11 protein-coding genes are annotated in these 12,511 nt (G+C 55.2%); all 11 read left to right on the top strand.

Going from position 1 to position 12,511, the window contains the following annotated elements:
- The first annotated feature begins 92 nt into the window (after positions 1–92).
- A complete protein-coding gene (locus ACZ89F_RS31475; protein ID WP_476096060.1) occupies positions 93–1,718 on the top strand; it encodes a choline dehydrogenase in 1,626 nt (541 codons plus the stop codon).
- 61 nt (positions 1,719–1,779) lie between these two features.
- Positions 1,780–2,712 carry an ABC transporter substrate-binding protein gene (locus ACZ89F_RS31470; protein ID WP_476096059.1) on the top strand — a complete coding sequence of 311 codons (933 nt, stop codon included), beginning with the start codon at positions 1,780–1,782 and terminating at the stop codon, positions 2,710–2,712.
- 467 nt (positions 2,713–3,179) lie between these two features.
- Complete coding sequence (locus ACZ89F_RS31465; protein ID WP_476096058.1) at positions 3,180–3,929, top strand: ATP-binding cassette domain-containing protein; 750 nt, start codon at positions 3,180–3,182, stop codon at positions 3,927–3,929.
- 2 nt (positions 3,930–3,931) lie between these two features.
- Entirely contained in the window at positions 3,932–4,924 is a 993-nt protein-coding gene (locus ACZ89F_RS31460) for an ABC transporter permease (protein ID WP_476096057.1), read from the top strand.
- 701 nt (positions 4,925–5,625) lie between these two features.
- Positions 5,626–6,774: an ABC transporter substrate-binding protein gene (locus tag ACZ89F_RS31455; RefSeq protein ID WP_476096056.1), complete on the top strand. Its 1,149-nt coding sequence runs from the start codon at positions 5,626–5,628 to the stop codon at positions 6,772–6,774.
- 81 nt (positions 6,775–6,855) lie between these two features.
- Positions 6,856–7,737, top strand: a complete 882-nt coding sequence (locus ACZ89F_RS31450; RefSeq protein ID WP_476096055.1) for an ABC transporter permease — start codon at positions 6,856–6,858, stop codon at positions 7,735–7,737.
- A complete protein-coding gene (locus ACZ89F_RS31445; protein ID WP_476096054.1) occupies positions 7,737–8,522 on the top strand; it encodes an ABC transporter permease in 786 nt (261 codons plus the stop codon). The genes ACZ89F_RS31450 and ACZ89F_RS31445 overlap by 1 nt, the downstream gene beginning before the upstream one ends.
- A gap of 10 nt (positions 8,523–8,532) precedes the next feature.
- Positions 8,533–9,627, top strand: a complete 1,095-nt coding sequence (locus ACZ89F_RS31440) for an ABC transporter ATP-binding protein (protein ID WP_476096053.1) — start codon at positions 8,533–8,535, stop codon at positions 9,625–9,627.
- A gap of 117 nt (positions 9,628–9,744) precedes the next feature.
- Complete coding sequence (locus ACZ89F_RS31435; RefSeq protein WP_476096052.1) at positions 9,745–10,773, top strand: proline racemase family protein; 1,029 nt, start codon at positions 9,745–9,747, stop codon at positions 10,771–10,773.
- 75 nt (positions 10,774–10,848) lie between these two features.
- A complete protein-coding gene (locus ACZ89F_RS31430; RefSeq protein WP_476096051.1) occupies positions 10,849–11,424 on the top strand; it encodes a DUF1349 domain-containing protein in 576 nt (191 codons plus the stop codon).
- Positions 11,417–12,511: a Gfo/Idh/MocA family protein gene (locus tag ACZ89F_RS31425; RefSeq protein WP_476096050.1), complete on the top strand. Its 1,095-nt coding sequence runs from the start codon at positions 11,417–11,419 to the stop codon at positions 12,509–12,511. The genes ACZ89F_RS31430 and ACZ89F_RS31425 overlap by 8 nt, the downstream gene beginning before the upstream one ends.

The following is a 12,511-nucleotide window of genomic DNA, read 5'->3' as shown; positions in this document are numbered from 1 at the left end:
GTTCGAACTCTCACCGGACTGTTGGCGGGACTCGGCCCTTTGAGCGGCATCGAGGCGTAGCTCATTTCAAAACGTTGTGGGGACACACGACAATGTCGAAGTTTGACTACATCGTCATTGGATCCGGTGCCGCGGGCGCAATAGTGGCGGCAAGACTTGGGGCAAACCCCAACCTGCGGATTTTGGTTGTTGAAGCCGGCCCCAGTGACAACTCGATCTATATACGCATGCCTGCGGCCTTATCCTACCCACTGACTGACAAAGCCAGAACCTGGTCCTTTCAGACGGGTCCAGAACCCGATTTGGACGGACGGTACATCACCCATGTCCGCGGCAAGATGCTTGGAGGATCGGGCTCCCTGAACGGAATGGTTTATGTGCGTGGCAATCCGCGCGATTTTGACCGATGGGCGGAAGATTTCAATTTGCCAACTTGGTCCTACGCTCACTGCTTGCCGTATTTCAAACGCCTTGAGAGGTTCGACAAGGGAGCCAACGAATACCGAGGTGGCAAGGGGCCAATCGCGATCACCACAATGAAGGCGGAGCTTGAGCCGTTCCAAGCCTTTCTAGAAGCGGGTCAGCAAGCGGGTCATGCGCTCAACGAGGACTACAACGGCTACCGCCAGGAAGGTGTGCATGCCTATCAAGCAAATATTGATCATGGCATCCGCGCAAGTGGCGGGCGACAGTATCTGCGGCCAGCGTTGCGCAAGGGCAATGTCCGTCTCGAATTAGGTGCGCTGGTTCAGAAGATTCTCTTCGATGGTACGCGTGCAATAGGCGTGCGCTACGAACAGAATGGCGCTTTGCATGACGTATTCGCCGAGACCGAGGTTGTTGTCTGCGGTGGCGCTTTCAACTCACCGCAGATCCTAATGTTGTCGGGGATAGGTCCGAGGGCAGAGCTTGAGCAGCATGGGATCAAAACCCTCGTCAATCTGCCTGGAGTCGGGAAGGGAATTCAGGATCACGTCGCCGTCTCGGTAAAATATCGCGCGGCGCGCCGCGGCATGTCCCCCGGCGTAGACATGGGGGTGCTAAAAAAGGGGCTGATCGGAGCCAGATGGCTCTTCTTGCGCTCTGGTCTCGGGGCCACCAATCTGTGGGAAACAGGTTCGTTCTTCAGGAGCAGCGATCGGGCGGACTACGCGAACATCCAGCACGAGTTCCTCCCTGTTCTTGGCGAGCTCTCGCACGGCAGCGTCACCGTTGAAGATGGCTTTCTGTACCAAACCTGCCTTGCTCTCCCGCGCAGCCGCGGCGCTGTGACGCTAAATTCGGCGGATCCGAAGGCCAATCCGAGCATCGTACTGGGGTATCTGTCGCATCCCGAAGATCGGCGCGATCTCATAGATGGCGTGCGTCATACCGACGAGATCATCCAGCAGAAGGCATGGTCCAAGCTTCGCGGCGAAGCCGTAGATCCCGGACTTTATAAAATGGCGGATGCCGACATCCTTGCCTGGCTCAAGTCCAACACGAGCACCCAGTATCATCCCTGCTCGAGTTGCCGAATGGGTCATGACGATATGGCTGTGGTCGATGCTGATGGCCGAGTGCATGGGGCTGGAGGCCTTCGCGTTATTGATGCGTCGATCATGCCGCGCATTACGAACGCCAACCTTCACGGCCCGACAATGATGATCGCAGAAAAGCTTTCGGACTCTCTGCTCAAGGTGCCTGCTTTGCCGCCGCAGCATCTTGCGTATGCCTAATATACCAGGCGGTCATTTCTCTGCGTAGACGCAAATACAACCAAAAAAGAAGGGGAATTACATGCGAGTTAATCTATTGACTGCTTTCCTGATGGCAGCGGCCATTACTCCACTCCAGGCGAAGAATCTATCGCTGATAGTGGCTCGGACCGGAGACCCCGTGTTCGCTATGATGGAGTGCGGCGCGCGCCGAGCGGCCAAAGAGATTGGTGCAACAATCAATGTCAGCGGTCCACCCGAATGGAACGCCCAGCAACAAATTCCAGTTCTACGAGCTACGATTGCGAGCCATCCGGATGGACTTGTGATCGACCCAACGGATTCAGTTGCACTTCAGGCTCCGCTCAAGGAGGCCCTTGATGCCGGTATTAAAGTGGCGACCGTGGATTCCGAACTGGGTGGCGGGCTGGGCATTCCCCATATCGGCACAGACGGCACCGAGGGTGGCCGGGAAGCTGCACGGCAGTTGGCCAAACTAATTAATGGCAAAGGTACAGTTCTGGAAGTTGGGGTGGCTCCAGGAATAGCAATAACCGACCAGCGACATGCTGGATTTCTCGAGGTCATGAAAACCTTTCCCGGCATAATTGTGCTGGAGAAGCAGTTTGCGGGTGACAGCCCAGACAAGGTGTCGAATGCGATCCGCGGTGCATTGGCAGCGCATCCTGATCTTGCGGGTATTCACTCTGATGCAACTCTGATCGGGGAGTTTGTCGGTGCGACGCTGCGAAACCTCGATCGCGCAGATATCCCAGCCGTCGCGTTCGATGCCAGTCCAACCGAGGTCGACTGGCTAAAGCAGGGCTATCTCGATGTCCTGCTGCCGTTTAATCCTGACGAACTGGGATATCTTGGCGTGAAGAATGTTGCAGCGCAGCTCGATGGGCAAAAGGTAGAACCCAAGGTCCTCAAGGGCTACCTGCCGGTGACGTTGGAAAGCCTCACATCGCCAGAGGCTCAGGCGACGCTCTACACCTTCACCTGCAAGAATTGACGGCGGCTTTCGTTAGGTCTTGCAGTTTATCGGATCGAATGGAGCGGGCATGAACGAGGCTCTGCGCGGCCTACCTTGACGCCTCTAGCTATGGGCTGGCGCAGCACATTTCCGCTCGCATAAGCGGGCAAGGGCAAGGCGGTCGTCCGCCTTGTCCGGCTGGCCAAGGTGAGATCCAGACAGTCAGAAAGCCATTCTGTCGAGGCCGAGCGAAGTGCCAACCGAACCTGTGCGCCAAAAAATCTGCCCGGCAGTGCTTGCGTTTGATCTTAAAACAATGCCGTCGGCAGCAACGATCTGAAGTCGATATCAATATCTCCCGACGCTGGTCCGCGGCCAGGGCCATGTCCCAGGCGGCAGTCGAGTTCTCGAAACGAGTTCGATCGGTGGGGAAGCCCTCACGGTTTTGAAAATCCTGGATCAACCAACACCAAAAACACTTTCGACTCATTTCTCGAAGGACGAAAATGAACCAACCCATCCTTTCCGCGCGTAGCATAGGCAAGCGTTATGGTTCTATCGAGGCGTTGCGCGGCGTCGATTTCGACGTCTATCCCGGTGAGATTACCGCGCTGATCGGCGACAATGGTGCGGGCAAAAGCACCTTGACCAAGATCCTCGTGGGCGCGGAAGAGCCGACAGGGGGCAAGATCGAGTTTGAGGGGCGTGCAGTCTCGTTTTCCAATCCGTCGGAAGCGCGCGTGGCCGGAATAGAAATTGTCTATCAAGACCTGGCACTTGCTCCGCACCTAGAACCCTCTGAGAATTTCTTTCTCGGACGTGAGTTATACAAATCAGGCCCGTTTGCTCGAAAACTCGGAATCCTCGACCGGGCTAAAATGCGCACACAGGCAATTGCCGCCCTGGTCGCCCTTAATGTCAAACTCAAGAATGAACGCTGCCAAGTGTCTGAACTGTCAGGCGGCCAGCAACAGGGCATTGCTGTCGCGCGCGCTGCGCATTGGGCTTCCAAGGTGCTCTTTCTCGATGAGCCTACAGCGGCGTTGGGGGTCATCCAGAGGGCAGGAGTGCACGAAATGATCAAGCGGGTGCGCCAAAAAGGACTGGGTATCGTCTTGATAAGCCATGACCTGCCTGAGGTCATTGATATCGCCGACCGAATTCATGTCCTGCGTCGTGGCCAAACAGCTGCGGTGTTTTTGCGGGGCGAGACTGACACAATGGGGCTGGTCGCCTCGATCACAGGGGCACGTTGACCATGTCGGACGTCACGGACAGGACTTATATGCTTCGCCAAATTGTGACGTCGGGGCGCGTCCGATGGCTGTGGCTGCTGGTATGCCTTTTGCTGCTGTTCGGATTCTTCGGCGCATGGAATCCCAATGCCGTGCTTTCCGCCTACAATATTCGCAACATAATCGGGGACGCTTCCACGCTCCTTATAGTCGCTGTCGGAGTGACCTTCGTGGTTGCTACGGCGGGGATCGATTTGTCGCTCGGTTCGGTGCTGGTTTTCAGCCAGATAGTCGCTGCCAAGACGATGATCATGTTTGGTGGTGAGGGATGGGTTGCCACTATCGTCGGCGTTGTCGCCAGCATTGCAACTGGCATGATCTGGGGGGCTATCAACGGCATCATGGTTGCAAAATTCCGCATTCCACCGCTTATCGCCACTCTCGGCACCTTGGGCACGGCCGGTGGGAGTGCTCTGTTGCTGACCGACGGAATTAACATCCGAGCGGGTATTCCGGATACCCTGACCCTCACCATCGGGACAGGGCGGTTATTCAACTTGCTGCCTTATGTGTCGCTCGTCGCACTCGCCGTGGTGTTCGCCGCCGCAGTCTTGCTGAACACGACGCGTTTCGGCCTGCACGTCCTTGGGGTTGGCTCCAAGGAACAAGCGCTGACCCGATCTGGCGTCAACGTCGCTGCTATCAAGATCGGTGTCTACGTCATCTCGGGGGGATGTGCTGGCCTGGGTGCAATTGTCGATCTTGCACGCTTTTCCACAACTGCCGTGGGCGCGTATTCCAACCTCAGTTTAGAGGCAATTGCTGCCGTGGTGATTGGCGGAACCAGCCTCTTTGGTGGAGTTGCATCGATAATGGGTGCCGTGATTGGCGTTTTCATTCCTGCCGTTCTGCGCAACGGCTTTGTCATCGTCGGACTGTCGTCTTTTTGGCAGCAGATAGCGGTGGGCGTTATCTTGGTGGTTGCTGTTTACATTGATCAGCGCCGCCGCCGGTAGCGGTATCCGCAGAGGCGAGTGATACGCTCATTCCGGGCGGATTGCCGGTCTGGTCCACGTTTCCGATCGCAAGGGATTGCCGGCGGCATTCGTTGGTCGAATGCTCTCTCGAACCGTCGAACGCCGTTGATTGTGGCGGACGGCGGCGATGCTCTCTAGTTCCTCTGTGACTACTGCGCCCGGCAATCTGCGCTCCCCCAAGGCGTTCGGCCTGGCGTCTATCGAGTTGCTTTCAGTGCGCCTTCTCTTCGCCTGCCAGAGCTTCGTGGGGCGCTTAGAAGCAAGGGCTAGGGTGGGACAAACCGCGAGTCCGTGCCTGCTTGTGTCATCCAGCAGGCCAACTCGGCCGCTCAATATGCCAAAGGGGGTATGTTGCCAGGGCACACTTGCGCCGTATCCTTACCCAATGGCTAAATGTTTGAACGGCATAAGCTTTGATGACTTGAGCACGGCGGGGGAGCCGTACAAATCGCAAGAGCCGTGGTCGAGCACACCTAAGCGGGTGTGATCCTTAGCAAGAGCTAAATCAGTCTTGAGGGTATGTGCTTGATCGCTTCCGATTGGTGGCGAGAGGGACAACGTATCTTCCCTCTCAGTGATGGGTCAATCAAGTCGGTCGTGACAAGCTGATTGACAGACCGCAGATTTGTATCCAATATCCTTTATATCAAAATTTCGCGAAACGCGAAGAGCAAAGGGGAATGTCCATGTCACCGGAAGGATTGGTATCCAACGGCGTTGAAATGACGCGTCGTCGCGCGCTGGTCGGCATTGCGGGCGCAGGCCTCGGTTTGATGACGGGGCGTTTGTTTGTGACGCCGGCAAACGCAGCCGCGGGCGGAGAATTGCAGATCATGGCTTGGGAGGGCTACGACCTCTCAGTGCAGTTGAAGGACTGGCGTGAGAAAAATGGGATCACCGTTGAGACGGCAACAATCGCGTCGCAGGACGATGTTCAAGCCAAATTCGTCGCCGGAAATCCCCCACCAATTGATCTGGCGGAATACAATCAGGCCTATAGCAAACTATACATCAATGACATGAAGATCGTTCATCCATTGGACGTCCAAAAAATCCCAAATTATAATCCAGAAAATCTCTTTGACGTATTTTTTGACAAGCCCACCTGGTTCTCGGGTGGGCAGCATTGGGGAGCTCCATACTCCTGGGGCTTTAACTCGCTCCTGTATAACTCGAAGGTGATGGCAAAGCCGACTTCCTACACGGATCTCCTGAAGCCCGAATTGAAGGGTAAGATCGCGATCATGGACGATGCAACCGGCAACTGGCCGCTCATTGCCAGACTTGCTGGTTTCGGTGAGAAGTATCCGCTGCTGACCAAGGCTGAGTTGAAGAGCGCCTTTGACGGCTTTATCGCCTATCGTGATCAGGCGCGTCTAATTTCGATTAATATGGGAGATGTGGCTAACTTCATTGCGTCGGGCGAGGTTGTCGCCGTTGTCGTAGCGGATCCGGCAATCATCGCGCAGGTTAAGCCGCAGGGTATCGAGCTCGAAATGGCTATTCCGAAGGAGGGGCCGGTACTCTGGGTGGATGCCTGGTTCATTCCGGTTTCTGCCGACAACATTGATACCGCGCATGCATTTATCAACCAGGCGCTGGATCCGAAGATTCAAGCTGAAGTCGCGATGGCTGTGTCTCAGGCTCCAGTCTCCAAGAAAGCAGTCGAGTTTCTGGACGAAAATGCGAAAAAGCGCATCGACTACTCCAAGGTAGCCGAGCTTTTCGCTGCGGGGCTTCCGGGCATTCCGCCCGTCGAGGGAGATACCGAGCACGCTTCATACGCGGACTGGGTCCAGGCTTGGCAAGAGTTCAAGGCTGGGATGTAAAGCGTCTGTCGACCGACAAATTGTTGATGATCGCAGGAGATATCCTCATCTCCTGCGTCCAACAGAGTCAGGAGCTGAATCGTGAACGCTTCGCAGAAATCGGGCAGCATGCTGGCTGCGCCAGCAGCGCTATACATGGTAGCTTTCTTCGCTGCTCCAGCCATATTATTGTTTTCGTACAGCTTTTGGACGGCCAGCGCCTTCCGAATTGTTCCCGATTTTGTCGCAAAAAACTATTTGGACGCAATCGGATCAGCCTTGTTTATTCGCGTTACGTTGAATGCGATTGTGATCGGCTTAATTACAGCTGTGGCGACATTGCTTCTGGCTGTGCCTATGGCTTATTATCTGACTTATGTAACGCGTTCGAAAGTCATATACTATCTTATTTTGATAACTTGGTTCTCTAGCTATCTGGTACGGATTTATGCGTGGAGGACGTTACTCGGGACAAATGGGCTGCTCAACACTGCCCTTATTCAGCTTGGAATCATAAACACGCCGATCGGTGCGTTTCTGTTCAGTCCATTCGCAGTCGCGGTCACACTCATTCATATCTATTTGCCTTTCGCCATTTTGATGGTCGTCGCGGCGATGAGCGAAATCAAATCGGAATTGATCGATGCGTCTCGTGATCTTGGCACGTCTGCCCTTGGCGCGTTCTTTCGCGTCGTGGCGCCGAATGCTGCCCAGGGATTGATTGGTGCATTCATGCTGACATTCATACTCGCGGCCGGGGACTACGTGACTCCCCAGATGGTTGGCGGTTCGTCTGGACAAACAACCGGCTTGCTTATCGCTGACCAATTTCGAAAAACAGGCAACTGGCCGCTTGGCGCTGCGCAGGCATTCTTGATGTTTCTGCTTTCGCTGGTGATTTACGTGATCGTCGTAGCGATATCCCGCCTATGCGGATTGATGCCGCGGCGCAGGAAAATCATGATTGCCAGGGAGCCGAAGTGATGCTTCTGAAATCCGTCGTCTACTTAACGCTTGGCTTTCTACTGCTCCCGCTCGTTCTGATCGTGCTGTTCAGCTTCAACGCGACTCAATCGTTCTCGTTTCCGATTACTGGCTATAGCCTCCGTTGGTATCAGCAGATTTTTGAAGTGCCACAGCTGGGATCGGCGCTGATGCTGAGCCTGCTGATAGCCTTGGCGACTGCTGTCGTGACGCTGCTTCTTGGCTCGGCGACTTCGCTGGCTTGGCTCAGACTGGGCAAACGAGGTCGGGCGGTTCTCGATTTCCTTTGCATTACCCCAATTGCGTTGCCCGGTCTTTTCCTTGGTGTCTCGCTTCTGGTCCTTGCTGCCCAACTCGGCGTTCAATTGTCTTCCGTTACCATAGTGATTTCTCATGTCGTGCTCGCTCTTCCAATGTTGATGATCGCCATGCGGGCTCGCTTGGCGCTCTTCGACCGGACACTTGAAGAGGCGTCACGTGATCTCGGTGCTTCTCAGCTCACGACGTTCAGGCGCGTAACACTTCCGATTATTGCGCCAACCCTGATATCTTGCGCGATCTTAAGCTTCGCTCTGTCTTTTGACGAATTCGTGGTGACGTCCTTTGTGTCGGGAACAGAGACCACACTTCCAATGTATATTTGGTCGATGATGCGAAGAACGGTCACTCCGCTCATCAACGCGGTTTCAACTCTCGCGTTATTGTTCTCGATCGTGGTGATGGCGGTTGCCTATCTGATCTCGCACCTGAAAAGGGCGTCCGCATTGTCGGCCCGTCAATCCTAGTGGTGAAAATATGAACAATGCTCAACCCATAATAGAGGTGACCGGGGGACAGAAGCGCTTTGGACAATTTCAGGCTCTGACCAACATCAATATCAGGATTCAGGAGGGTGAGATCGTTACCCTTTTGGGGCCGAGCGGTTGTGGCAAGACGACCCTGATGCGCATCATCGCTGGTTTCGAGTCTCTCTCGGCAGGTACGTTGCGCATTGATGGACAGGACGTCGCGAACCTCCCTCCGGAGAAGCGTCCGGTCAATATGGTGTTCCAGCGCTATGCATTGTTCCCACATTTGGATGTCTTCGAGAATGTTGCTTATGGCTTAAAGGTCAAGGGAATAGACAAGGAAACACGCCGCGAGCGCGTCCAGAAGATGCTGCATATTGTTCAGATGGAGCAGCTGGCGCATCGCTACATTCATGAACTCAGCGGCGGCCAGTGTCAGCGTGTTGCGTTGGCGCGAGCCTTGGTGAATGGTCCGAAGGTGCTACTGCTTGATGAGCCGCTTGCCGCGCTTGATCTGAAAATCCGCCAGCACATGCTCATCGAAATGAAGCGCATTCAGGCTGAAACCGGCGCGACGTTCATCTACGTTACTCACGATCAGGATGAAGCCATGATCCTATCGGATCGAGTGGTGTTGATCGATCGTGGCAATATTGTCCAAATCGATCCTCCCCAAGCCATGTACAATCGGCCGCGAACGCTTTTTGCAGCCAAGTTCCTCGGCGAAACCAACCTGTTTGAGGGCGAGGTCGTCGTCGATCCAGGAGGTGGCAAGTTGTTTTTGGAGGCTTCCGAGGGTCGGTTCCTTATCGGCGCATCAGATCACAACGTGCGGCCAGGGAGTTTGGCGACGATGTCTGTGCGTCCTGAAACCCTGTTCTTTCAGGGTATCGATAGCCGATCTGACAATTCGCTATCGGCAAAGATTGTGGACATTCTTTTCACCGGCAGTCGGTCATTCTTCACCGCAACCACAGAAGCGGGGCACAAAGTGCGGATACAGGTCCAGAACACTCCTGCGCTCCTGCCGCCGAAGATTGGCGATACGGTCAGAATTGGTTGGCAATCGGAGAGCTCGGTTGTGCTCTCGGGGAACGTCTAGCCGCTCTTCGAGAGCCGAGAGCCGGTCTAAACTGGATGCTGTGGCCCCTCCGTATTTTTGGATATGATATATTGGATCTTTGAATCCGATATTCGCAGGCATGAAGGAAAAACGCTGATGCAACTGGATCGAGCAATTACCGTGGTTGGTGCCCACGCTGAAGGTGAAGTCGGCCGTGTGATTACCGGTGGCGTGCTTCCGCCCAGGGGCGCCAATATGTTCGAGCGCATGCAGAATCTCGAGAGCGACAGTCCATGGCTGCGAAACATGCTGTTGTTTGATCCGCGTGGAAGTGTCAACGCCGCGGTCAACCTCATTACGCCACCGATGCGGCCTGAGGCCGACTTCGGAATGATCGTGATGGAGTCCGATTTTTTCGTTCCGATGTCGGGCTCCAACCTTATCTGCACGGTCACGGTCGCTCTTGAGACCGGTATGATAGCCATGAGAGAGCCCCAGACGATCGTGCGGGTCGACACCCCCGCAGGACTTGTGGAGGTGGTGGCAGAATGCCGGGCCGGAAAATGCCGTCGCATTACATTTCGCAATGTTCCTTCCTTCGTCATGCACAGAGACAAGACGATTGAGGTCCCTGGAATCGGTTCACTGCGCGTGGATGTGGCGTACGGCGGGATGATCTATTGCATTGTTGAAGTTGCAGATGTCGGGCTTGCGCTTGATCGTGGTGAAGCCAGGAAGCTCGTCGAGGTGGGTGAAAGAATCAAGAGCGCGGCGGCGGCCCAATTGCCTTCCATTCATCCTGAAAACCCGCAGATCCACACAATCAACCAGACGCTGTTCGTCGACCCCCTCAAGATCGTAGATGGGGTTAAGACATCGAAGAACGCGGTCGTGGTCTCACCCGGGCGCCTTGACCGTTGCCCCTGCGGGACGGGCACGTCCGCGCGCTTGGCGCTTCTTCATGCGCGCGGAGACCTCGATGTTGGAGAGGCGTTCCGCCATCTGTCCATTCTTGATACGGTTTTTAACTGCACGATCGTTGAAACCGCGAAGGCAGGGGAAATCCCGGCGGTAATCCCTCAGGTCTCGGGGCGCGCCTGGCTAACGGGCGTCAGCTACTACGGTGTCGATCCGGAAGATCCGTTTCCCGAAGGATACAGGCTTTCAGACACCTGGTTTGCATAGTCGGCAAGCGCCGACACCTGGTCGTGGGCGGACCCACTTGAATTGGTGATTCCAGCAAGCAGGAGCAGTCAAGAAATGGACGCTGACAACATGAGATGGCTAAATCAGCCTCTTCAATACAAATATGGCGATGGCAGTCTGAAGGTCATAACCGGGGACAAGACGGATTTCTGGAGAGAGACGTTTTATGGTTTCTGGCGGGACTCTGGTCATTTCTTTCACAGAAGAGTCGATGGCGATTTTACGGTTCAGGTGTTTGTCAAAGGGACGTACGAGTCGCTTTATGACCAGGCCGGATTGATGATCAGGTTGAGTGAAACGCATTGGATCAAGGCTGGTATAGAGCTCACAGACGGGCGACTGTATTTTTCGGTTGTCGTTACAAACGATGTCTCCGATTGGTCGTTGGTCAGCATTCCGGCTGACGAGAATGGAATTGGAATCAGGCTCACCAGGCATCGCGAAGCAATCCGCGTCCAGTACCTCGATGCTTCCGATCAACTCTGGAAACCTGTTCGTCTTGCCTATTTCCCTCCATCCGAGGCCGTTGACGTTGGATTGATGTGCTGCTCGCCAGAACGCGAGGGCTTCGAGGCTACGTTCCGTGACTTTCAGATAGGGCCTCCCATCGCGAGGGAACTCCATGACTGAAAAGCTGGTTGCTGAAACTGAGGCATCTGCCGCAGCTCCAGGCCCGGTGCGCTGGGCCATCGTGGGTGCCAGCCAAATTGCACGGACCTGGGTCGCGAAGGCCATCAAGTCCGCTCCCAGAGGGGTACTTGTCGGCATTGTCAGCAGTGACATTGGACGCGGTCGTGACTTTGCAAAGCAGTTTGACATTCCGTTCGCGGCCACCAGCCTGAGTGAACTTCACAAACTGACGAGCATCGACGCTGTCTACGTTTCCACCCAGAATGAACGGCACCACGCCGTCACGCTTGAAGCAGCGGGAATGGGGCTTCATGTACTCTGCGAAAAACCTTTGGGACTGACAGTTGCGGATGCCGTTGCAATGGCCGAAGCATGCGATCGAGCGGGCGTTGTCTTGGGCACAAATCACCACATGCGAGGTGCATCGACACATCGTGCAATTCGCGATCTCGTGCGGAGCGGACGGATAGGAAAACCGCTCGCGGCGAGGGTGATGTATTGCGAATACCTGCCGGAAGAGCTGCAGACATGGCGAACAAATGACAAGGCCCAAGGCGGTGTCATTTACGATCTTACAGTCCACAATGCGGATGTCTTGCGGTTTGTTCTTGAAGATGAACCCATTGACGTTATGGCGATGAAGGCGAGCTCGCTAATTGGAAGAAATGGTGTCGAGGATCAGGCGCAATCGATTGTTCGATTTGGCTCGGGGCTGATCGCCTACATGCACGAAGGGCAAGCTTTCGCGCACCACGAAACAGCTTTGGAAATCCACGGGACCGACGGTTCGATCTACGGTCGCGGGATCCTTGATGAAGCACCGGTCGGGCAGGTTTTTCTTCGCGTGGGAAGAGAGGTGGTCGAAATACCAACGACCCCTGTCGATCTCTACGAAGCGACTGTCTCTCAGTTTAACAACGCCGTACTAGATGGCGCAAAGCCCACCGCTACAGGATGGGATGGTGTCGCATCTTTGGCCACTGCCTTGGCCGTGCGACGCTCGGCCGACGAAGGACGCCGCATCGAGGTTGAGCGGCCGCAAACATATTCCCTGCCTCGCGGATCGACACGTCGCTCGCCGGCATAG

This window comes from Mesorhizobium sp. USDA 3734, assembly GCF_056279665.1.
Note: the sequence above shows the minus strand (reverse complement) of the source record. Positions and strands in the feature narration are given on the sequence as shown.